Here is a 22927-nt window from a genome sequence, read left to right on the forward strand (position 1 = left end):
GGGCGGGTAGCGGGTGCGTGGATTCGGCGATCTCGAGGCAGTCGTCATGGATCGGCTCTGGAGCCGGGACGATCCGGCGACGGTCCGCGAGATCCTCGACGACCTCGCCGCCGAGCGTCAGCTCGCCTACACCACGGTGATGACCGTGATGGACAACCTGTACCGGAAGGGCTGGCTGTCGAGGGAACTCGAAGGCAAGGCCTACCGGTACCGGCCGGTCTCGACCAGGCAGGACTACAGCGCCGAACTCATGCGCCAGGTCCTGGCCGGCAGCGGCGACGAGATCGCCACGCTGTTCCGCTTCGTGGATCACATGACCGAAGAGGAGGCGACCGCGGTGCGGGAAGCCCTGTCGAGCCGGCAGCGCACAGACAAGCGTGCACCATGAACGTCGCGATCCACGCGGTGCTGCTGACCGGCTACGCCGCCGCCGTCACCACCGTCGGACCGCGACTGCTGTCCCGGTCGAGCCTCGCGCGCCGCTCGCCGGCGCTCGCACTCGGGTTGTGGCACACCTCGATCGGCTGTGCCGGTTTCGCGATCGGCCTGGCGGCACTGAAGCTGATGTCCGCGGTGCGCTACCTGCCGCACGGCAAGCACGTCCACGCCCTCACGCTGATCGACGTGCTCAGCCCGGTCCTGGCCGGGTTGCTGATCACGCTGATCGTGTCCGGCCGGCTCGTCCGCGCGGCGATCAGCCTGCGGCGCACCCGCCGTACTACGCGCCAACGCCACCTGGACCTGCTGTCGCTGCTCGGCCGTCATGACCCGGAGCTCGACGCGACCGTCATCGCGGCGCCGGCACCAGCCGCGTACTGCGTGGCAGGCACGGGTCACGTGGTGATCACCGAGGACGCCGTCAAGCTGCTGGAACCACGGCAGCTCGACGCCGTCATCGCCCACGAACGTGCACATCTGACCGGGCGCCATCACCTGCTGGTCGGCTGGGCCACGCTGCTCGTCGAGGCGTTTCCGCGGATCACGGCGCTCGAACAGCTGCGCGCCGCGACGTCCGACCTGGTCGAACTGCTCGCCGATGACAGCGCTCGTCGCCAGGTGGACGGCAGCTCGCTGGCTACCGCGATCGGGCTGCTCGGCCCGGCCACACCGAACGGCAGCCTGGCCGCGACGGGCGGCCAGGCCCTCGTCCGGGTCGAGCGCCTGCTCGACCCGCCACCGCGGCGATGGTCGCCACTGGTCATCGCGATCGCGGCGCTGACGCCGCTGCTGATCGGCGTACCGCTGGTGCTGGCAACTTCCGCGGCCGACGTGTTCTTCTGACCGTCAGGTCTTCGCCTTCCGCGCCCTCGGCTTCCTCGCGGGTGGGGGCGCGCCGTTGCCGTTGCCGTTGCCGTTGCTGGCGGTCGCGGGCTCCGCGGCGAACGGGATGAAGGGCATCGTCAGGGGCAGCGCGGCCAGCCGCATCAGCAGCAGGACGTTGTCGTCGCCGGCGGTCTTGTTCAGGCGAAGCCGACCGCAATTGGTACATCGGTGGATGAGGACCCACCGGCCCTCGCCGCGGACCGTGACCGCGATCGGCTCCATCCCGCCGGAGCAGTCGGCCTTGCGATCACCCGGCACGTTGCGGTCGAGATGCCGCGACCACAGACAACTCGGGCAATGATTGCGATGGGTGGTGCCGGGGGCGTCGAGGGAAACCTCTACGCCACAGTGTTCACAGCTGAACGAACGTGCGAATACCAAACCAGAGAACCTTTCAGAGCGAAGCTGGACAGAACAGACATCGGCTTCCTCCTTCCGGTTCCCGCCGGCTGGTCCGGCGTACGTACCCTCAGCAGATCAGGACGCCTCAGTGGACGTCAATTGATTAACCGCGGTGAGCTCGATCCGGTCGCCCGGATCCGTGTCGAACCGGAGAATCTCCTGATCGCTCACCGGCTCGGGCTGCCCATTGCGGAGTACGGCGGCTTCGGGCCACGGATTGCGGACTTGCAGCGGACGGCCGGCCAAGCTGACGATTTCGACGAACGTCACTCGCCCGTCCTGCTGCGCCGCCGAGATCAGGAAACCGCCTTTCTGGCGCAGCGTTGTGAAGGACGCGTCGCGGGTCGTCGGCCAGTGCGGGAAGACACTGACGACATCGTTGCGGGTGGCAACGAGCATGCTGTTGATCGCCTCCGTCGCTCCCGATTTCTCGATGCCGTGCCAGCCGTCGGTGATTCGCAGGTTCCGGGCCTGCCGGCGCTCGATGACGGAGCGCAGGATGTCGAGCAGTTTCTCCGCCGGGTAACCGCCACGCACGGCCTGCGTGAAGACCTTCGGGAAGCTGTTCTCCTGGTCCCACGAATCCATCGCGTCGAGCGTGTCGATCGCGATCTGCCGATCGGCACTCTGACCCGCCGGGTGGATGAATTCCAAGTTCACGGTGTTGTCGCCGGGCCGGATGTCGCGGGGATCGTCACCCTTGAGCGTGCCCGCGTCCGCGAGGGCGTAGACGATGCGGCCGTTGACCACCGCGGTCGGCGTCGACGGCAGATGCTCGAGCATGTGCCGCCATTTCGGATCAACCGCCGTCAGATCCGCCTCGTGCTCGACCAGCAACGTCAGCAATTGGCGCAGCAGTGCGATGTCGACCGACGAGTTCGAGCCCCACGAGCCTTCGTGCGGCCCACTCCACAGGCGATACCGACCCTCGTCCCACTCGAGATAGTGCGCGAAGAACTCGGCGGCGTCCCGCAAGAACGGGTACGCCGTGTCGCGCAGGAACTCGGTGTCCTGCGTGTGGTCGAAGTACTCGACGTACTGCGATGCGGTGAACAGCACGTTCGACACCTGGTTCAGGTACACGTCGTCGGTCGTCGAACCGTACGGTCCGAGGCCAACGGGGAACAGCGCTCCCCCGGGCAGACCACCGTCGGGAAAGCGCGTCGCGATGTACTCCAGCTGAACCCGCGCCAAATCCTCGCGCGCACGACGTCGCGCCTCCGGCAGGTAGTCCTCGATCACCTGGAAGAACGGCAGCACGAGCTCGGGACGGTTGCTCGAGTAGACCCCGTAGTACGGCGCCTGGGCGTCGTAGTTCAGGTGGTAGTCGCCGTGAAACACCGGGAAGTCGGTCGTGGTCCAGATCCCGTGCAGCCCGGGTGCAACCTTGCCGGGGCGGCTCGACGCACCGAGGAAGTACTGCGCGGCGTAGTAGAACCGCTCCATCAGGTCGTCCCCGAGATCCACTGACGACTGCTGCCAATAGGTCTCCCACCAGCGGCGGCTGTCACGCCGTACCCGCTCGAGGTCGCGCACACCGAGCGCCGTGACCTCGGCGACGGCGTCGAGCTCCGGTTCGACGGCGTCCCGCCCACCACCCGCGACACAGGTCACTACCCACATCGTGGCGCCGGCCGCCACCGTGAATCGCTGCTCGATCCCCGCTCCCACAACCTGCGGCCGGCCCGCATCCGCAGCGCCGAGCAGCCGCGTCGCGAACGCCGCCCGAGACACCCAGGCGCCGCCCTCCGCGGTCGCGCGTGACGCCCACAGCACATCGCCCGAGGCACCACAGGCATTCCGGTACGCCGCCTGTTCGTCCTTCTCCCGCCACGGGCCAGGCCAGACCCGAACGGTCAGCTCGATCGGCGCCTCATCGCGGGACGTGATCTCCGTGACGAGCACGTTCCGCTCGGCCGCGAGCCACGTTTCCATCCGCAGCGACGTACCCAGCTCGCTGACGATCCGAGGCTCCACGATGTGCTGCGTCTCGTGGAACCCGGACCACGAACCACTCAGTGCCACGCCCCCGAGCACGGCCGGCAGCGGCTCCGGGTGCGCATTCCAGAAATCGCCTTTCGAGAGGCTGAAGGCCTTCACGCCGGCTTTCCCGACCGACGTCACGCCCACATCGCCGTTCCCGAGCAACGCGGTATCCGGCATGGCGTGCGACACCGCCCCGAGGTACGCCTCGTCGCGCCACTCCCCCGCCTGCTGCTTCCAGCTCACCATCAAACGCCCCTCCAGTCCGGCTGCCCATACTTTACGCAGTCAACTAATCCCGCGCACAGGCCGGCCGGAAGGGCTGCTTACCGCTGCGCCGGGGTGTTGCAGCACGCCGCCACAAGCCAGCGCTCGTCCTGCTTCGTCAGCACCCAGGTGGCGACCACGTCACGCCCGGCGGGTAGGTCGGTCGCGCCCGCCGGCACGATGCCCGCGCGACTCACGACGATCGCCGTGTCGCCCGCGACCCGGACGTCCTGCGGGGTGTCGACGCCGCGGCTGCCCTTCAACGGGCCGTCGAAGCCGGCGGCCATACTCGCGCGGACGGCGTCGCGGCCCTGGTGGAAGACGCCGGGCATCGTGACGGTGGCGTCGTCGGTGTAGACGGCCGCGAACGCGTCGGCGTCGCCCGCCGCCCAGGCGGTGTAGATCTGGTCGAAGACTGCCTGCAGGTCGGTGTCGAGCACGGTGGTCATCGTGATGCCTTTCGAAGTATTGGAAATACGTGCACCACTCTCGATCGGCACCCGGTGCGCGCGGGAGATCGCGATGTCCCCAGTTGGCGATGACAAATGCCATCACCGCCCGGCGACATCGGCGTCTACCGCGGACAACTGGTGTCGCGGCATGCTGCCGGGATGACCGCAGCTCTCGCCCTCGCCCGGCCGGGGATGTCATCCTGGTCGCGATCCGGCACGGGCGGCCGGCCGGAAGAGACGGGGGCCGGAGTGGGGGCGATGGCGGCCGAGCCGCGGCAAGATCGGCTGATCCGGCTGACGAGCGCCGGTGTGCTTGCCTTCAGCATCTGCCTGCCCGCCGTCAGCCTCACCGCGGCCGCACTCGCCGGCACGCCGTGGCCGGTCCTCACCGTCGACGTGGTCACGACCGTCCTGTACGTCCCACTGTTCCTGCACCTCGTCTGGATGCGGATCACCGGCAGACTCGATCAGCGGCCGCGAACGTATGCGTACGGTCTGCTCGCCGCGATCGCCGTCCTCATCGTCGGCGCGCTCCCCTGGGCCAGCCCGTGGTGGCCGAGAGCCCTGTCCGCGCTGGCCCTCGCAGTCCTGATCGTCGTACCGACGCCTTGGTCATGGATCCTGTACGCCGTTCTGTGGCTCGCGCCGATCCCGCTCGCGCGCTGGTCCGGGCACCCTGAGCTGTGGGTGTGGGGTGTGCTCCCGGTCAACGCGGTGCTGGGACCATACGTGTTGCTGCGGCTGATCGACTCGGCGCGTGAGCTCGATGCCACCCGCCGGCGATTGGCCGCGGACGCGGTCGTCACCGAGCGTCTCCGGATCGACGAGGAGTTGCGTCGTACGGTAGGGACCGAGCTGGTCGCCATCGCGCATCGGTCGGACCGGGCTTTCGCCGACCCTGCGACCACGCGGTCGGCGGTGGAAGGAACCGTCGAGATCGCGCGGACGACGCTCACCCGCGCGCGGCGCCTGATCAAGAGCTACCGGCAACCATCGGTCGCCGCCTCGATCGACAGCGCCGTCGAGCTGCTGAGCGCGGGCGGCGTACGGGTGCAGGTCACGGCGAGCATCGACGATCTCGACCCGGAGGACGCTGCGCGCATCGGACGTGAGTTGCGCGTGGCGGTCGGCCGCCTGTTGGCCGAGGGTTCCGGCAGCTACCGATTGACCGTCACGCGCGATGGCGTGCGCGTCGACCAGGAGGGCTCGACGTGAGCCGGCATACCTGGCCTGTCGTCGCGGTCACGCTCGCCTGGCTCGTGCCTCCGGTGACGTATACGTTGAACGCGACCGACGCGACGGCCGGACAACCGCTCCTCGTTCTGGCCCTCGCGGTGATCATCGGCATCGCCCAACTCCGCCTCGCCGTCGCGGCGTCGAAGGGCGGCCTCCCGCGGGGCTGGCCGGTGATCTACGCAGTACTGCTGATGGCTGTCTACGCCCCGCTGCCGTGGTGGAGCTGGAACTGGATCAGCATGCAGTGCTTCGCCGCCGCGTCGTCCGCGATGGTGCTCCGGCGTCATCGCCGCGCACGGCTGGTGGTCGCCGCTTTGTTGCTCATAGCACCGGTCGCCGCCGACACGATCAACAACCGCGGTTCGTCCACCGTTGTGCTGCAGGTGATCTACGACCTCGTCGGACTGTCGGTCGCCGCCGGTTCGCTGTACGCCGCTCCGCAACTCGTCCGCTTCTCCGCAGAGCTCCGCACGAGTCGCCTCGCCCTCGCCGACTCGGCCGTCGAGCACGAACGGCTCCGGCTCTCCCGCGATCTGCACGACCTGCTCGGACAGAGCCTGTCGGCCGTCTCGCTGAAAGGTGACCTCGCACTCGCACTGCTCGATCAGGATCCGGTCCGCGCGCGCCGTGAGATCGCCGAGGCCGCCGAAGTCAGCCGCCACGCGCTGCGCGACCTGCAGGCGGTCACCCGCGACGATCACGAGGTCTCGCTGGAGACGGAGCTCGCCGGGGCCACGCGCTTGCTGACCGCTGCGAACGTTCGGGTGTCCGTCGATGCCGCGGTACTGCCGTCGACCGCGGTCGGCCAGCAGGTGTTCGGGTGGGCGATCCGCGAAGGGGTCACGAACTTGCTCCGGCACAGTCGGTCCAGCACCTGCTCGCTCACAACGTCATCGGCCGGGCGAACGGTCCGGCTCGAGATCGTGAACGATGGCGCTCCCGACGTACAAGGGAGTGTCGGAGGTAGTGGGCTGGCGGGGCTGGCGGAGCGGGTCGCGGACCTCTCCGGTTCGGTGCGTACCAGTCGCAGCGGCGACCAGTTTCGGTTGACAGTCGAGATCGCGGAGGACACGCCATGATTCGGCTGCTGATCGCCGAGGACATGCACATCATTCGCGCCGCGCTGGTTGCGTTGCTGTCGCTCCAGCCCGACTTCGAGGTCGTCGCCGAGCTCGACCGCGGTGATTTGGTTCTGGACGCCGCTCGCGAGTTGCAGCCTGATATCGCCGTCCTGGACATCGACCTGCCCGGGCTCGACGGTCTGACCGCAGCCGAGCGGCTCCATGTCGACGTACCGGACTGTCGGGTCGTCATCCTCACCGGACTGGGGCAACCGGGGAACCTGCTGCGCGCGCTCAAGGCACACGTTCGGGGCTTCGTCGTCAAGGACGCACCCGCCTCCGACCTCATCGACGGCATCCGCCGCGTCGCCGCCGGACAACGCGTCATCGACCCCGAACTCGTCGCCACCGCGATCGAGGTCGGCGACTCACCCCTCACCACCCGCGAGACCGACGTACTGCGCGCCGCGCGCAGCGGACACCCGACCGAGCAGATGGCCCACGAACTCGCCCTCTCCCCCGCAACCGTCCGCAACTACCTCTCCCACGCCATCACCAAAGTAGGCGCCCGCAACCGCCTCGACGCAATCCGCATAGCCCAAGACGCCGGCTGGATCTAACCCCACGACGCCACACCCGAGCTGCTCGGTGGGTTCAGTCGGCGGGTTCAGTCGGCAGCTCGACAGGTAGTACACCTGCGAGACGCCGTACACGCCAACCGTTCCACGCCTAAGTGCACTACCCCAGCACCAGACACCTCCTGTCGAGCTGCCGGTCCGCGACGCTCCCACCCCACCCAGCCCGCATGCTCCGGCCGCACCACGTACCGCGAGCGCCGCGCCTTGGATCGGTCACGATTGCGGCCGCGAGCGGCTTGTGCTGTCGGACATGCGGACCGTTGAGAAGGTCGCGTGAACTCTCTTGCCGTGTCCGACCCCTTGGGTGAATCCTTCTGGCCATGATCGAAGAGGCCCTCCCACATGTCGTTGGCGATCTTCATGACCTGGGGGCGCCCTGGGCGCTGGTCGGTGGACTCGCCCTATGCGTACGGGCGGAGCCACGACCCACCGCGGATATCGACATCGCCGTCGCCGTACCCGACGACGCGACGGCGAAGGCGCGTGTCGACGACTTACTCGCCGTCGGCTACCGATTGAAGGAAGCGATCGTGCACGACCAGACCGGCCGCCTTGCGACCGTGCGGCTGGACTGCACTGCCGTTCACGAGGACGTGGCCCTCGACTTGTTCTTCGCGAGTTGCAGCGTCGAAGCCGAAGTTGCGGAAGCGGCGGAACCCCTGCAAGTTCCACCGGACCTGAACATCCCCGTCGCTCGCATCGGGCACCTGATCGCGGTCAAGTTGCTCTGGCGGTCCAGTGAGAAAAGGGACCGAGACCTCCGCACGCTGCTCCAGCATGCCAACGCTGAGGATCTGGAGGAGGCACGTCACCTCACAGCTGTGATCACCCAGCGCGGCTACCATCGCGGACGGGATCTCGGGGCAGCACTAGACAACTGGCTGAGCGCTCCTTGAGGTTCGCGCGGTGAACCTGCATCAGGCAGCAGCCCGGTCGCAAGCGGCATCCATCACCGCGATCACGACCGTACGAGGGCGGGCCCGCCGCTCATTGCTGGACACTCTGGGCTTGCAACGCCGTTCACCGTACTTCCGCCGATGACACCAGGGCAGTGGCTGAAAGCAGCAGAAACCTCGCAATGGGCCGTCGCAACCACGAACTCCCACCAGGACTACTCCCGAGCTAGCCAGCGGCAGCAAGCTCCGCATCGCCCGTTGCCCACGAGTACGGACATCTGCGCAGACGACTTCGAACATCGACAGCCGCAGCGCACCCCAGGGCCTCGCCGCACGGTGCGCGAGCCGGGGATATCCGTTGACGTTGGGGGTTGTCTGTTGGTGCGGGAAGGCAGAACCCCCACCTCGCGGGGTTATCCCCTCCGAGATCGCGGGTGGATGGTGCGCGTCGGGCAGGCGACGCGGGCTGACGTGGGCGGCAGGCTGGCAGACAGAGCGCGGGCGTCCTCACCGCGCCGTTCGCGATCGTCGTCGAACGCCGCGTCGTACGTCGTGTCCGCGATCGCGTCGCACCTGATGGATGATGTCGATCCGCAGCCCGACGCCATGCTGACCTGGGCGTCGGCGGCGCACGTTAGGCGTGGGCGGCGCGCGTCTGCAGGCAGCGCGGGCTGGTGTGAGTGATGCGCGTTGGCAGGCAGCGCGGGCCGGTGTGGGTAGTGCGGGCTGGTTTGGTTGGCGCGATCGGCTGCTGGGAAGTCCGGACGGCTGTGTGGCCAGCGCGGTCCAAGCCGACACCGCGGGCGGGTGGTTTACGGATTTGCCACGTGTTTGACCAGCCAGTGGGCGAGTGGGCGTAGCTCGGACAGGGTGGCTAGTACTCGGTCGGTTGCGGCGGGGGTGTGGATCCACTCGTCGCAGCCGAGGGGCCGGCGTGCGATGAGGGACTTGTGACGCAGCAACTCGGCCCGCGGGTGATCGGCCGGGTATCCACGCAGTGGCCGCTTCAGTAGGTCGCCCGAGATCACGAAGCCCTGCTCCTCGAGCCGCCAGACGATCGCTACCAGCCGCCGCCCGGACCCAGGATCCGCCACCGCGGCCCGGTACCGCTCGATCTGCGCCGACGGCCCGTACCACCACGCCACGCCGACCTCGAGACCGTCGAGATCGAACCCGACCCCCAACTCGACGTTCCGAGCCAGCCGGATGATCGCGTTCTGCCGCTGCCACGCCTGCAGCAGCACCTCGCCATAACCCCAGACCGAGAAGTCCTCGTACTCCGGATCCGCGTCGGCCACCGCATTCAGCAACCCGATCATCGGCTGCCGAACCAACTCCTCCCGCTCCCGCCGGCACTCCCGCCGGACCGCCACGGACGGCTCCCCCTCGAGCCGCACCAACACTTCCAACGCCGCCCGCGGCCACCCCTCAAATCCCACACCCAGCACCCTACCGAGCCTCGTGCCCACCCATCAGGTCGTGATCTTCCCCGCCAGCCATCTCAACCAGAACTCCCGCAAATCTGCCGCGAGCAGGCGCGCCTCCTGCCCGATCGGAGACCAGATGAAGACGCCAGGCTCACCATCCAACGCGACGCAAAACGGATCGCCGGTCCCGTCGTCCCCGAACCCGAGCAACCTCCGCCGCGCCGCGGGCTCCCCTCCGTTCCACGCATCGAGGTTCCACCGCACGACGTCGGCCAGCTGCCACACGACGAACCACTGACCCGAGTTGTCGAAGATGCCGTCCGTCGCGGAGTACAGCTCTCGCAGCTCAGTCGGCAACCTGATCCCGAGCCGACGCTCGGCGGCCGCGATCTCGCGCGGATCAGCGGCCCGCTGCAACTCGAGCCGATCGTGATCCTGCAAAATCCCCCGCCAGTCCACCCCACACATGCCGATCAGCCTTTCATGCCTCAACCGAGGGTTTGCTCGGCTCGGGTCAGGTCGGTCTCGATGCGGTCCGGTGGGAAGGCTTTGAGGATTGAGTCGTGGAGTTTGTCGATCATCCAGTGGGCCTCGTAGGTGCGTCTGGTGGCAGGGGTGAGGGTGGCTAGCTCGGCCTCGACCTGGTGGGCGCCGGCCGTCTCGCCGCTGCTGCCCCATTGCAGGCCGAGGAGTGCGTAGTGCCGATCGCCGCGGGATGCTCCTGCGTTCCAGTCGACTACGCCGGTGACGTTGCCTGCGGCATCGAACAGGACGTTGCCTGGCGTGTAGTCGGTGTGCACCAGGTCGTCGCCCTGCATGCGAAACGGTCGCCCGCCGTCGACTGCGAGCAGTCGCTCCAGCAGCCGTCGACCCCGTTCGCCAAGACGCCCGACGGTGTGCCCGAAGGCGCCGTACCCGCGAGTCGTGTCCGGAAAGGCTCGCGGCCGCGGAACCTGTGGATGATCACGCAACACCCCGGCAAAGCGATTGTTCATCGCAACGATCGCGGCTGCCGTGTTCTGGTCGAGTGCATCAACGTGATGACCGGGCAGTCGCTCCTGCACCACAACGACGTACCCATCAGAAAGCTCCATCACGAGCTCGTGCGCAGGAACAGGCAACCCCAGTCGGCGTACGTCGTTGAGCACCGCCGCCGTCTGTCGCATAACGGGCAACGGAGTGAGAGTGCGGGTCATCGCTGACTCGCGACCATCTGGCCACGCCACAAACGCGGCGCTGCTGGAGCCACCCACCTGATCCGCCAGCCCGGTCAGCAGGAGACCGCTGCCCGTGCGTGCGTTCACCTCTTCGATGACCGCCGTCGGCGCCCACGGATTCTCCGACAACCGAAACTCAACCTTGTGCGCCATGGGTCACCAGCCGCGGAACTGCGTGCGATTGTCCGTCTTCACCGTCATCCTCCGCTCCGGAGCCACCCATCCGCGCCGCGATCGTAGGTGACCGACAGGCTCATGCCGAGGCGCTCCCCATCGGCAAGGTGCAGCAATTAAGGGCGGAGTTGTTTGCGGGACGTGATGTCGAGCTTGGTGAAGATTTTGCGGAGGTGGAAGTCGACGGTGTGCCGGCTCAGGTACAGCCGGGTGCCGATCTCCACATTGGTCAGGCCAGATCCGGCCAACTCGGCGATCTGGGCCTCCTGCGCAGTGAGCAGGTCCCGGGCCGACCCGTTACCGGCGCGCGGGTCGCCTACCGGTTGCCCTGCCTGCGCCAGCTGTCGAGCGGCGCGCTCCGCGAAGGCCTCGGCACCGGCGGCCGCGAACAGTTTGTGGGCCGCCCGCAGCTCGCCTCGCGCGTCCTCGCGGCGCCGCTCGCGGCGCAGCCACTCGCCGTACACCAGATGTGCCCGCGCCAGCTCCATCCGCATCCGCGTCCGCCCCAAGCGCTCGACGGCCTCCTGGTACGCCGCCTCCGCCGCGCTCCCGCCTGATCGCAACCCGGTCGACCGTGCTAGCACCCCGAGACCCCAGTCGGTACCGCAAGCCTGAGCCTGCAGCTGCAACCTGGCGTACGCATCGGCCGCCGCATCCGGCTGTCCGGCGCGGGACGCGGCCTCGATCAGCTCCGGCAGCGCTCAGCTGGACTGGCTGAGCTCCGCGGGATAAGCGGTCGCCTCCAGTCCCGACCGCAACGCGACCGTGTACTCCGACAGCCCGTTGTGCAGCACCGCATTGATCAGCTGCCCGAAGGTCACCGCACCGCCCTCACCGCGAGCTTCCGAGTCCTCGATGCTCGCGGCAATCATCAACCCCGCACCGGGCAGTCCGCGCCAGGCCGCCAGTCCTATCTGGCCGTACGCCGCCAGACCGGCGCCGGTCGCTTCGCTGACAGTCTGTACCTCGGTCAGCAGCGCCGCCGCGGCCGTCAGCTCCCCCTCGTACAGGTTCAGCATCGCGCGATGGTGGAGCGCGAGTGGCAACTGGTTGAGGTCGCCCAGCTCACGAGCGATCCGGAGATGCCGTGCGGTGAGCAGATGCCAGTGCTCGTCGTCCCAGAGATTGATCGGCAGCAGCGCGGCCAGCCACATCCAGGGCAGGTCGTCCAGGTCGGTCGTGTCGTCCTCTGTCGCGAACGCAGCCATCGCTTCCGCGGCGTGTGTCCTCGCAGCAGCGTGGCCGTCGGCGAACAGCGTCGACACTGCCCGGTACACGAGGTCCCGCTTCCGCTCCGGTGTCGCGCTGGGGACCGTCTTGGCGGCTCGGGCGATCTGCGCGATCCCTGTCCGACCGCCGAAGCGGCCGGCGAACTGAGCGGCGGCCAAGGCTTCCTGGTAGGTGTCGCGGGCGAGCCCGAGGTCGAGCGGTTCCAGTCGCCGGGCGGCTTCGAGCAGCCGCGGCGGAGCCTCCAGGCTGTGCCCAGAACTGAAGGTGACCTGCGCGCGCAGGAGATTCACCCGGGCCTGGTGAAGCTCGTCGGCCGGCCGCTGTTCGGCGATGTTCAGGAGCCCGAGCGCGGTCTCGAACGCACCCGCCGCCAGGCTCGCCTGGGCAGCAGCGAGCGCCCTGATCGAGCGCGTCATCGGATCGGGCGTGAGCGCCGTCGATCGCTGCAGGAACGCCGCCGAGGCCGCTACACCACCGCGACGTCGCGCACGGTCGGCGGAGCTGACCAGCTCGGCGGCGATCTCCTCGTCGGGTCCGTCGGCACCCTGCGCTCGATGCCAAGCGCGGCGGTCGGGATCCTGTCCCGGATCGGTGGCCGCAGCCAGCGCCCGATGGACGGTACGGCGGTCCGCCGGGTCCGCGGCCCGGTACGTCGCCGAGCGCACAAGCGGGTGCCGGAAGAGCGCCCGGGAGGCGAAGTCGATCAACCCTGCGGCCTCCGCGGGCGCCGCCGCGCTCAAGGGCAGCTCGAGCAGTGCGAGCGCGCGCACGACCAACGGTACGTCGCCCGCGGGTTCGGCCGCCGCGGTCAGCAGAACGCGCTTGGAGTCCTCCGGCAGCGCTTCGACCCGGCGAGCGAAGTTCTGCTCGATCCGACTCGCGAGCAGACGCGCGTCCGGCCGCTCGAACCCGCCGGCCAGCTGCGCCGCGGTCAGTCCTCTCGGCAACTCCAGCAGGGCCAGCGGGTTCCCCCTGGTCTCGGCGACGATGCGGTCGCGGACGTGGGTGTCGAGCCGCCCGGGTACGACGGAGTCGAGCAGCGCACCGGCGTACTCATCGGTGAGACCCGTGACCGTCAGTTCGGGGAACCCGTGCCACTCGGGTCCGGTCACCGGCTCGCGCACCGCGAACACCAGGCCGATGCGATCCGCGAAGAGCCGGCGGCCGACGAAGGTGAGGGTCCGGACGGAGGCCTGGTCGAGCCACTGTGCGTCGTCGACAACGCAGACCAACGGCTCTCGATCGGAGGCCGCCGACAGCAGGCCCAACATCGCCGCGCCCATCAGGAACTGGTCCGGCGGACCACTGCTGCTCACTCCGAACGCGACCTCCAGCGCCTCCGCCTGCGGCCCAGGCAGCCGGTCACACAGGTCGAGCAACGGCAGGCACAACAGGTGCAGGCCGGCGAACGGCAGCTCCATCTCGGACTCGACCCCGGACGCCCGAACCACCCGGCAGCCGTCGGCGTGCGCGGCCAGGTACTCGAGCAGGGCGGACTTGCCGATGCCGGCCTCGCCACGGACGACCAGCACCTGTCCCGCACCGGATCGCACCCCGCCGGCCAGCTGCTCGAGGCGCGCACACTCCGTACGCCGTCCGCGCAGCTCCGGCACCGTGCTGGTCAAGGGTCCACCCCCCAACCTCGAAGACTAGGGGTGGTCGTCGCGCCGGCACAGAGACCGACGGGTTCCGTAATCCGGCCTCGACCGCTTCGGACACGTGACGTCCGACGCATTCGCGCGAGCGACAGTCACAAACCGCCACTCGGCGTTGTCCTCATCCATGAGGGACCCCGCGCTCCGAAGGAGATCAGATGAGCAACGCCGAACAGCAGATCGCCACCTCTGTCCTCGTAATCGGGACCGGTGGTGCCGGTCTCCGCGCAGCGATCGAGCTCGCCGAGCAAGGCGTCGAGGTCCTTGCCCTCGGCAAACGACCGCGATCGGACGCGCACACGTCGCTCGCCGCCGGCGGCATCAACGCCGCGCTCGCCACGATGGATCCGGAGGACACCTGGCAGCAGCACGCGGCCGACACGCTCCAGGAGAGCTACCTGCTCGCGAACCCGGTCACGGTCGAGATCGTCGCCCGGGGTGCCGTCCGCGGCATCGAGGACCTGGAGCGCTGGGGGATGCCGTTCGCACGGGAGGGCGACGGGCGGATCTCGCAGCGGTTCTTCGGCGCACACACGTACCGCCGGACCGCGTTCGCCGGTGACTACACCGGTCTGGAGATCCAGCGCACGTTGATCAATCGCGCGGTCCAGCTCGGCGTACCGATCCTGGACACCGTCTACGTGACGCGGATCCTCGTGAAGGACAACGCGGTGTTCGGCGCCTACGGGTTCGACCTCGCCACCGGCCGGCGGTACGTGATCCACGCCGACGCGGTGATCCTGGCGGCGGGCGGGCACACCCGGATCTGGCGCCGTACGTCGTCACGGCGCGACGAGAACACCGGCGACGCGTTCCGGCTGGCGCTGCTGGCCGGCGGAAAACTCCGCGATCCCGAACTCGTGCAGTTCCACCCGTCCGGCCTGCTCGAGCCCGAGAACGCGGCCGGCACCCTGGTCTCGGAGGCCGCACGTGGCGAGGGCGGTCAGTTACGCAACGCGCTCGGCGAACGGTTCATGGCCCGGTACGACGCCGAGCGGATGGAGCTGTCGACGCGGGACCGGGTCGCGCTCGCGGAGTACATCGAGATCAAGGAAGGCCGCGGCACCCCGAACGGTGGTGTCTGGCTGGACGTGTCCCAGCTCCCCCGCGAGACGATCATGCGGCGGCTGCCGCGGGTCTACCAGACACTGCTCGAGCTGCAGATGCTCGACATCACCCAGCAGCCGATCGAGATCGCGCCGACCGCGCACTACTCGATGGGCGGCGTCTGGGTCCGCTCCGACGACCACGGCACCGGCGTCGACGGCCTGTGGGCGATCGGTGAGGCCGCCAGCGGTCTGCACGGCGCGAACCGGCTCGGCGGGAACTCGTTGATCGAACTGCTGGTGTACGGGCAGATCGTGGCCGGCGAAGCCGCGAAGTACTCGATCGGCCGGCCGGCGCAGGTGCGATCGGCCGCGGCCGTGGCCGAGGCGCGCGCGGAGATCGATGGGCTGCTGGCCGTCGACGGGCCGGAGAACGCGCGCGTTCTGCAGCGGGCCCTCCGGGACACGATGACGGCGCGCGCCGGCGTCGTCCGCGACGAGACCGGGTTGCTGGCCGGTCTCTCGGAGCTGGCCGACCTCGAGGAGCGGATCGGTGATCTCGGCGTGCATCCCGATATCGCGGGCTACCAGGACCTGGCCCATGCCTTCGATCTCAAGGCGTCGGTGCTGGCCGCCCGGGCGACACTCGACGCGGCTCTGGCACGACGCGAGTCACGCGGCTGCCACAACCGTGCGGACTTCCCCGATCTGGACCCGTCGCTCCAGGTGAACCTGGTCTGGTCGGGACCGGGTGACGTCACGAAGGAGCCGATCCCACCGATCCCGGCCGAGCTCCGGCAGCTGATGCGGCAGGTCTCGTCCGAGGGCAAGTTGGTCGAATGAGCGTCCTGGAGCGGCTGTCACAAATCGGGGGGCTGTCCGATCTTCACTGGCAAAGAAAGGACACCGACATGAGTTCCATCCTCGTCACCGGCGGCACCGGCCACCTCGGTCGCCCTACTGTCAGCCACCTGCGCGCGGCCGGGCACGGGGTCCGCGTGCTGAGCCGGAAGCAGGGGCCGGACCGCGCCGTCGCGGACCTCACCACCGGCGTCGGCCTGCAGACCGCGTTCGACGGCGTCGACGTCGTCGTGCACCTGGCCACCAGCCTCGGCCGCGGCGACGTGCAGCAGGCCCGCAACCTGGTCGAGGCCGCCGCCGGCATCCGGCACCTGGTGGTGATGTCGATCGCCGGCATCGACCGAATCCCGCTGTCGTACTACAAGACCAAGCTCGCGGTCGAACAGATCGTCGGCGAGTCGCACGTGCCGTACACGATCCAGCGCGCGACCCAGTTCCACGACCTGATCGATCGCGTCTTCAGCGCACAGCGCTACTCGCCGGTCCTGTTCGCGCCGACGATGTCCCTGCAGCCGATCGCGGTCGAGGACGTGGCGAGCAGACTGACCGAACTGGTCGGGCAGGTACCGCTGAAGGGTCATGCGCCCGACATCGGCGGTCCCGAGCGGCGGACGGTGCACGACCTGGCCCGGATCTGGAAGCAGGCGAAGGGCTCGCGCCGCCCGATCGTCCCGGTGCGGCTCGGCGGCAAGGTCTTCCGCGCGTTCGCGAACGGCGAGGCGATGGTCGACGGCCCGACGTACGGCCGGATCACGTTCGCGGAGTACTTCGGATGAGAACGTACGTCCGGGCAGTCCTGGTGATCCTGGCGGCCCTCCAGCTGACCCTCGGCGTCTGGCTGACGTTCGCCCCGCGGTCGTTCTACGACAACGTGCCGACAGTCGACTGGGACCCGCCGTACGCCGAGCACGCGTTCCGTGACTTCGGCAGTGCGTCGCTCGGCCTCGGCCTGGTGATGGCCGCCGCCGCGATCCGGCTCGACCGGTACCTCGTGGGCGTCGCCCTGATCGCGTACGCCGCGTTCGCGCTGCCGCACATGATCTTCCACCTCGGTCACCTGCGTGCCGACGCGGTGGGCTGGTCGGTCGTGCTCGGCCTGGCGGTGAGCCTGATGTTCGTCCTCCCCGTGAGCGCCCTCCCGGGAGTCCGCCACCTGGACGCCGGCGACCGCTCCCCCACGTGGTCACGATGACCACGTGACCGGCCAGGACCACGCGGAGTCCTACGTACCGAACGTGGTGCAGTCCCGGCAATCGCACTGCAGTGTGAAGCACAAGGTGGTGCGAACCCTGTCATCGACGGGAGGCCGGACGCAATGGACACAAGACAGTCGACGCAGCGGGCCGAGGCTGGACGAGCCGCGGTCGAAGGCGGTGAGCACGCACTGGGAGGCGATCTCGAGGAGGCGGTCGCGATCTTCCTCACGCTCCGCTCGCTCCTGGTGGCGGTTGCTCACCGCATCCTTGGCGATGCCAACGAGTCCGAGGACGTCGTCCAGGAGATCTGGATCCGGTGGCAGCGCCTGGACCGGACGACGATCGTGGATCCAAAGGCGCTGCTGGTGACCATGACCAGCAGGCTCGCGATCAACGTCAGCCGATCCGCGCACCACCGCCACGAGACCGCGATGACAGCCCCGGACCGAGACCTGGCCGACTCCAGCCACGACCCGGCGGCCCGCGCGGAGCAACGCGTCGCCGTCGAGGAGGCGCTGAGGCTGGTCGCCGGGAGCCTCGATCCGAGACAGCGCGCCGCACTCGTCCTGCACGACGCCTTCGGCTACCCGTACGGACAGCTCTCCGACTTCCTCCACCTGCACCCGGCGAACACCAGGCAGGTGGTCAGCCGCGCCCGCCGGCGACTCGCCGCCGTGCGACCGGTGACCAGCGCGCCCAGGACTCACCCGGCGTTCTTGCTCGCCTTCCTCGAAGCTTCCCGGGCCGGTGAACTCGCGAATCTCGAACACGTCCTCGCCGCCGACCTGGCCGGCTGACCGACCAGGTGTCACCAGGCGGTCGGATCACGATCCTGCGACGGCCCCCTGCGTCAGTCGGTGCGCGATCTCCCGGCGAGAGGCGATGCCGAGCTTCGAGAAGACCTTGCGAAGGTGCCAGTCGACGGTGTGCGGGCTGAGGAACAACCGGGCACCGATCTCGGGATTCGTCAGCCCGTCACCGGCGAGCCGAGCGATCTGCTCCTCCTGAGCAGTGAGCGCCAGGTACTTCGTCACGCGGCGTTCCCGGACCTTCGTCCCGGCGGCCGCCAACTCACGACGGGCGCGCTCCGCGAACGCGTCCGCACCGAATGTGCTCAACATGTCGTAGGCGGTGGTGAGCTGCTCGCGAGCGTCGGTACGACGGTTCGCCCGGTGCAACCATTCGCCGTACAGAAGGTGCGTGCGAGCGAGGTTCACGCGGACCCTGGTCCGGCCGAGTCGGTCGATCGCCTCGCGGTAGAGGTCCTCGGCGACGGCATCCTTGCTGAGCAGCGCCCGCGCGCACGCTTCGGCGCCGAGCGCCCAGTCCGTGCCACTGGCCCTGGCAGCCTCGGACAGCTGCTCCAGCGCCTCCGGCGCGTCATCGGGCGAGCCACGCCGCACCGCCGCCTCGATGAACTCGGCCAGCGCCCATCGCGGCGCACCGAACGCATCCTGATGCCTCGCCGCGGCACGAGCCGCGGTCATCGCCTCGTCGTACTGCGCCAGGCCGTTGCACAGCACTGCGTGATGGCAGTTCGCGACGGTCATCCCGAGGCCCTGGCCGTACAACGCCCCCTCGGTGACGGTGGCCTCGATGAGCGGGCGGGCCTCGCGCTCGCGACCCCGGACCGCCGCGAGTGCGAGTGCCCCGAAGGGCGGTTGGACGGTGCCCATCGCCGTACTCACCGTTCGGACCTCTTCGACCGCAGACGCGGCCGCCGTCAGCTCGCCGGCGAACACGAGGACGACGGCCGACGAGTCCAGGGCCAGCGGGAGCCCGCTGAACGCACCGGTCTGCCGGGTGAGTGCGACGTGCCGGGTCGTGACCGCCTGCCAGCGTTCGAGATCCCAGAGATCGGCGGCGATGACACCGGCGAGCAGCAGCCATCGCAGCGACTCGTCGACGGCCAGGTCGTCGCTCGAGAACGCGGTCAGGGCGCTCTCGATCATCGGCACCGAGGCCGTGAAGCCGTCGGTCAGGCGGACCCCCAACGCGTCGAGCAGTTCGTCCGCTGCACGCCGTACCTGCGACGGCGGCGCAGCCCGCGCCGCCGTCCCGATCTCCTGGCGTCCCGGGTGCCGGGCGAGATGCCCGGCGAAGATCACCGCCGACACAGCGTCCAGATAGGTGTCACGAGCCAGGTGTACGTCGAGCTTCTCCAACCGCCGCGCCGCAGCGAGCAAGGGTGCCGGCGCTTCCAGGCCGCGGCCCTGCGCGAACGCGAGGCCGGCGTGCAGTACCTCGATCCGTGCGCGCGCCAACTCGTCCGTCGGAGCCACGCTCGCCGTCGCGAGCAGCTCGGTCACGGCTTCGAACGCTCCGGCCTGGTACTTCGCCTGCGCGGCTTCGAGCGCACGCGCCGAGCGCCGGCCGGGATCGCCGGTCAGCTCGGCCGCCCGTTCAAGGAACGCGGCGACCGCGGCGAGGCCTCCGCGCGCCTGGGCACGAGCTGCCGATCGTTCGAGTTCCACCGCGACGTCCTCGTCGGAGCCGGAGGCGGCCTGTGCACGGTGCCAGGCGCGGCGATCCGGATCCACATCCGGATCGATCGACTCGGCCAGCACCCGGTGCACCGCCCGCCGATCGGTCACCGACGCGGTCCGGTACGTCGCCGAGCGCACCAACGGATGCCGGAACCGCACGCGAGAGTTCAGGGTCATCAGCTCGGCGGCGCCGGCTGCCGCGGTGTCGACGTCGACGCCCAGCCGCCCGGCCGCGCGGCGCAACAGCTCGACGTCGCCGACCGGTTCGGCGGACGCGATCAGCATCAGCGACCGGGTCTGCGCCGGAAGCGACTCGAGCCGGCGGCCGAACTCGCGCTCAAGCCGGCTCGACAACTCTTGTGCCCGAACCGGGGTGAGGCCGCTCAACTCCGCCGCCGTCCATCGGCGTGGCAGCTCGATCAGGGCGAGCGGGTTGCCGCGAGCCTCGGCGAGGATCCGGTCCCGGATCTGCTCGTCGAGCGGCGCCGCGGCGATCGAGTCGAGCAGCCTCCGGGAGTCGCGCTCCAGCAACCCGTTGAGTGGCAGCTCGGGGAGACCGGCGAGCGTTTCACGCTGCGTCGGCTCCCGGACGGCGAAGACCAGCACGACCGACTCGGCGAGCAGCCGGCGGCCGACGAATCCCAACGTCAGCGCCGACGAATGGTCAAGCCACTGCGCGTCGTCGACCAGACACACCAGCGGTTTGTCCCCGCCCGCCTGCGCCAGCAGGCTCAGTGCGGCCAGGCCGACGAGGAACGGTGCCGGCGGGGTCCCGGCGCGCAGTCCGAACGCCGTGGCAAGGGCGTCGCGTTGCGGCTCCGGAAGGTGGTCCAGGCCGGTGAGCAAGGGCGAGCACATCTGGTGCAGACCGGCGTACGAGAGTTCCATCTCGGACTGGATGCCGGCGGCCCGCACGATCCGGCAGCCGGCGGACCGTTGGAGCAGATAATTCAGCAGTTCGGTCTTGCCGATGCCCGCCTCGCCACGCAAGGCCAGGGCCGCGCTACGACCCGCCCTGGCGCCCGCGACAAGGTCGTCCAGGACCCGACACTCGTCTCGCCGCCCAACCAGCCCGGCGCCCGACCGGCTCGGTGCCACCGACCGAGCGTACTGCGGCCACCTCGCTCGCGCCATGCGTCACAGAACGGGCCCGACCGCGGTCTTCCTGAACACCGGGGGCTAACCGTTGCGTTGGGCAACTTGCAAGGACCGGAGACCATGACCCGACTACGTGAGCAGACGAGCCGGAACGTCCAGCACTACCTCACCGGCGCTGCCACCGAGCGCTCGCGGCGGTGGTGGCCTACTCGCGACTCGTCGATCGTTCAAGCCGGTCGGGGTGAACAACAGACGGCAAGGGCTCAAGGTGCCCGACTACATCCTGACTGCGTTCCAGGAAGCGATCGCACTGTCGGATCAGCGATGAGCGGCCAACACGGCGGCGAGGCCCTCCTGCAGGTCCTTCACGAAATATGAGGGAACCTCCAGCGACGGGAAATGCCCGCCGCTGGAGGGCGACCCCCATCGGACGATCTGCCGGTACCGCTGCTGCGCCCACGGCCGCGGATACCTCTCGATGTCCCGCGGATACACACTGATCGCCGACGGTACGTCGACCCGCAGTTCCGGATCGAGCGAGTTGTGGCTCTCGTAGTAGATACGGGCCGCCGACGCACCGGAGCGCGTCAGCCAGTACAGCGTGACGTCGTCGAGAACGCGGTCCCTGGAGATCGTCTCGAACGGGCTGTCCGCGGTGTCCGACCACTCGGCGAACTTGTCGAGGATCCAGGCCAGCAGCCCGACCGGTGAGTCGACGAGCGAGTAGCCGATCGTCTGCGGCCGGGTCGCCTGCTGCTTCGCGTACGCCGCTCTGTGGCGCCAGAAGTGACGGGTTTCCTCGGTCCACGCGCGCTCGACCGCAGTCAGTCCGTCCGTCGTCAACCCGGGCGGCGACTCCGCGAACGTCGTATGGATGCCGAGAACGTGCGCCGGGTACCTGCCGCCGAGGACCGTGGTGATGTTGCCGCCCCAGTCGCCGCCGTGCGCAGCGAACCTGTTGTAGCCGAGCCTCCCCATCAGCTCGACCCACGCAGCCGCGATCTTCTCGGTCCCCCACCCGGTCGTGGTCGGTTTGTCGCTGTACCCGAAGCCCGGAAGCGACGGGACCACGACATGGAACGCCGGCGCATCCGCATCCTTCGGATCCGCCAGCTCGTCCACCACGTCGACGAACTCGGCGACGCTGCCCGGCCAGCCGTGCGTCAGGATCAGTGGAGTGGCATCCGCACGCGCGGACCTGCGGTGCAGGAAGTGGATTCCCAGCCCATCGATGGTCGTGCGGAACTGACCGATCTCGTTGAGGCGGGCTTCGAACGACCGCCAGTCGTACTCGGTGCGCCAGTACTCCACCAGCTCGACCAGATCGGCGAGCGGAACGCCTTGGTCCCACCGGCGAGGGTCGGGCCCGGCGCGATAGACCGTCTCGGCCTCCGGCAACCGCGCCGCGGCCAAACGCGCGCGTAGATCGCCAAGCTCCGCGTCGGTCACCTGAGCTTCGAATGGTTGGACATGACCGGACATGAGACCTCCTGGTCAGCGTGAAATCTGTCGAGAACCGTCTAAGACGGTTCTAACACGCACCCAACCGACGCCGCAACCAGCTAAGGTGGTTCCATGTCTCCCGCGTTCCCCGACTTTCGCCTAGGTACGGTGCTGGCCACGAGCTTCACCGGGACTCTCTCGGAGCGTCACGGCGACGCCGTGGAGCGCATTCCCACGCCGCACCGACTCGTCGACTGGCTGACCGTGAGCGGCCTCGCCGTCGACTCCTGCAGCACCGCCCAGCTCGCCCTCGCGCAGGAACTGAGAGAAGCGATCCACGCCGCCGCCACCGCGGCCGCAGTCCGGGACGCTCTCCCCGCATCTGCTGTCCAGGTCATCAACGACCGCAGCGCCCAGGGCCGCGCCGCAGCGATCCTGACGGACGACGGACAGCGGCGCTGGCAGCTCAGCTCGACATCCCCCGTCGAGGACGCGCTCAGCGTGATCGCCGCCGACGCGATCAGCATCATCGCCGGCGAACGCGACGGAAAGCTGGCGCTGTGCGCCTCACCAACCTGCCAAGCAGCCTTCTTCGACACCAGCCAGAGCCGCACCCGCAGATGGTGTGACATGGGCATCTGCGGCAACCGCCAGAAGAAAGCCCGCTACAACGCCGCCCACCGCAAGGCCTCCGCCCCAGCGGAGTAACCCCTCCTGTACGGCTCGTGCTGTGCTTGACGTAGCCCGGTTTCGAGCGTCCTATGAGCTAAGGCAATGAGGCGCTGGGCCCCGGCCGGAGAGTTGGACCCGGAGAGTTGAACAAGGTGACTACACCC

At 69.1% G+C, this 22927-nt stretch carries 21 protein-coding genes; 11 read left to right on the forward strand and 10 right to left on the reverse strand.

What is annotated here, in order from left to right:
* Positions 1-13 precede the first annotated feature (13 nt).
* Both AC0662_RS08485 and AC0662_RS08490 read left to right on the forward strand, forming a co-directional pair.
* Complete coding sequence (locus AC0662_RS08485) at positions 14-388, forward strand: BlaI/MecI/CopY family transcriptional regulator (RefSeq protein WP_478299379.1); 375 nt, start codon at positions 14-16, stop codon at positions 386-388.
* Positions 385-1281: a M56 family metallopeptidase gene (locus AC0662_RS08490; protein WP_478299381.1), complete on the forward strand. Its 897-nt coding sequence runs from the start codon at positions 385-387 to the stop codon at positions 1279-1281. Before AC0662_RS08485 ends, AC0662_RS08490 begins: the two co-directional genes overlap by 4 nt.
* Before the next feature lie 3 nt (positions 1282-1284).
* Here the strand turns inward: AC0662_RS08490 and AC0662_RS08495 are convergent, their stop codons facing one another.
* The 3 genes from AC0662_RS08495 to AC0662_RS08505 form a co-directional block, all read right to left on the reverse strand.
* Entirely contained in the window at positions 1285-1704 is a 420-nt protein-coding gene (locus AC0662_RS08495) for an RNHCP domain-containing protein (protein WP_478299383.1), read from the reverse strand.
* Between the two features lie 96 nt (positions 1705-1800).
* On the reverse strand, positions 1801-3957 hold the full coding sequence (locus AC0662_RS08500; RefSeq protein ID WP_478299385.1) for a glycosyl hydrolase family 95 catalytic domain-containing protein: 2157 nt from the start codon (positions 3955-3957) through the stop codon (positions 1801-1803).
* Between the two features lie 77 nt (positions 3958-4034).
* Positions 4035-4424 (reverse strand): SgcJ/EcaC family oxidoreductase, encoded by a 390-nt coding sequence (locus AC0662_RS08505; protein ID WP_478299387.1) that lies wholly within the window; start codon positions 4422-4424, stop codon positions 4035-4037.
* 96 nt (positions 4425-4520) lie between these two features.
* On the opposite strand from AC0662_RS08505, the gene AC0662_RS08510 reads away from it, so the two are divergent.
* The 4 genes from AC0662_RS08510 (at position 4521) to AC0662_RS08525 (ending at position 8258) form a co-directional block, all read left to right on the forward strand.
* The gene (locus AC0662_RS08510) at positions 4521-5642 is read left to right on the forward strand and encodes a sensor histidine kinase (RefSeq protein WP_478299389.1); all 1122 of its coding nucleotides are present in this window, start codon (positions 4521-4523) and stop codon (positions 5640-5642) included.
* The gene (locus tag AC0662_RS08515) at positions 5639-6742 is read left to right on the forward strand and encodes a sensor histidine kinase (protein ID WP_452196667.1); all 1104 of its coding nucleotides are present in this window, start codon (positions 5639-5641) and stop codon (positions 6740-6742) included. Before AC0662_RS08510 ends, AC0662_RS08515 begins: the two co-directional genes overlap by 4 nt.
* Entirely contained in the window at positions 6739-7344 is a 606-nt protein-coding gene (locus AC0662_RS08520) for a response regulator transcription factor (protein WP_478299391.1), read from the forward strand. Before AC0662_RS08515 ends, AC0662_RS08520 begins: the two co-directional genes overlap by 4 nt.
* Before the next feature lie 338 nt (positions 7345-7682).
* Positions 7683-8258: a nucleotidyl transferase AbiEii/AbiGii toxin family protein gene (locus tag AC0662_RS08525; protein WP_478299393.1), complete on the forward strand. Its 576-nt coding sequence runs from the start codon at positions 7683-7685 to the stop codon at positions 8256-8258.
* Positions 8259-9070: 812 nt separating this feature from the next.
* Here AC0662_RS08525 and AC0662_RS08530 read toward each other — a convergent pair.
* From AC0662_RS08530 to AC0662_RS08550, 5 genes are all read right to left on the reverse strand, one after another.
* Complete coding sequence (locus AC0662_RS08530; protein ID WP_478299395.1) at positions 9071-9697, reverse strand: DUF2461 family protein; 627 nt, start codon at positions 9695-9697, stop codon at positions 9071-9073.
* A gap of 33 nt (positions 9698-9730) precedes the next feature.
* Complete coding sequence (locus AC0662_RS08535) at positions 9731-10153, reverse strand: SMI1/KNR4 family protein (protein ID WP_478299397.1); 423 nt, start codon at positions 10151-10153, stop codon at positions 9731-9733.
* A 20-nt stretch (positions 10154-10173) separates the two neighbouring features.
* Positions 10174-11055, reverse strand: a complete 882-nt coding sequence (locus AC0662_RS08540; protein ID WP_478299399.1) for an aminoglycoside phosphotransferase family protein — start codon at positions 11053-11055, stop codon at positions 10174-10176.
* Positions 11056-11192: 137 nt separating this feature from the next.
* A complete protein-coding gene (locus tag AC0662_RS08545; protein ID WP_478299401.1) occupies positions 11193-11639 on the reverse strand; it encodes a helix-turn-helix transcriptional regulator in 447 nt (148 codons plus the stop codon).
* Between the two features lie 138 nt (positions 11640-11777).
* A complete protein-coding gene (locus tag AC0662_RS08550) occupies positions 11778-13931 on the reverse strand; it encodes an AAA family ATPase (protein WP_478299403.1) in 2154 nt (717 codons plus the stop codon).
* Between the two features lie 188 nt (positions 13932-14119).
* On the opposite strand from AC0662_RS08550, the gene AC0662_RS08555 reads away from it, so the two are divergent.
* The 4 genes from AC0662_RS08555 (at position 14120) to AC0662_RS08570 (ending at position 17861) form a co-directional block, all read left to right on the forward strand.
* Positions 14120-15850 carry an L-aspartate oxidase gene (locus tag AC0662_RS08555; RefSeq protein ID WP_452196673.1) on the forward strand — a complete coding sequence of 577 codons (1731 nt, stop codon included), beginning with the start codon at positions 14120-14122 and terminating at the stop codon, positions 15848-15850.
* 68 nt (positions 15851-15918) lie between these two features.
* A complete protein-coding gene (locus AC0662_RS08560; protein ID WP_478299405.1) occupies positions 15919-16644 on the forward strand; it encodes an SDR family oxidoreductase in 726 nt (241 codons plus the stop codon).
* A complete protein-coding gene (locus AC0662_RS08565; protein WP_452196675.1) occupies positions 16641-17060 on the forward strand; it encodes a DUF4345 family protein in 420 nt (139 codons plus the stop codon). The genes AC0662_RS08560 and AC0662_RS08565 overlap by 4 nt, the downstream gene beginning before the upstream one ends.
* Positions 17061-17183: 123 nt before the next feature.
* Complete coding sequence (locus AC0662_RS08570) at positions 17184-17861, forward strand: sigma-70 family RNA polymerase sigma factor (protein ID WP_478299407.1); 678 nt, start codon at positions 17184-17186, stop codon at positions 17859-17861.
* Positions 17862-17888: 27 nt separating this feature from the next.
* Here AC0662_RS08570 and AC0662_RS08575 read toward each other — a convergent pair whose 3' ends face one another.
* A complete protein-coding gene (locus AC0662_RS08575; protein WP_478299409.1) occupies positions 17889-20648 on the reverse strand; it encodes a helix-turn-helix transcriptional regulator in 2760 nt (919 codons plus the stop codon).
* Positions 20649-20966: 318 nt separating this feature from the next.
* Positions 20967-22130: an epoxide hydrolase family protein gene (locus AC0662_RS08580; protein ID WP_478299411.1), complete on the reverse strand. Its 1164-nt coding sequence runs from the start codon at positions 22128-22130 to the stop codon at positions 20967-20969.
* A gap of 93 nt (positions 22131-22223) precedes the next feature.
* Between AC0662_RS08580 and AC0662_RS08585 the strand changes: the two genes are divergently transcribed.
* Complete coding sequence (locus tag AC0662_RS08585; protein WP_452196680.1) at positions 22224-22799, forward strand: CGNR zinc finger domain-containing protein; 576 nt, start codon at positions 22224-22226, stop codon at positions 22797-22799.
* The last annotated feature ends 128 nt before the right edge of the window (positions 22800-22927 follow it).

It is taken from the genome of Kribbella sp. NPDC043289, from assembly GCF_056436705.1.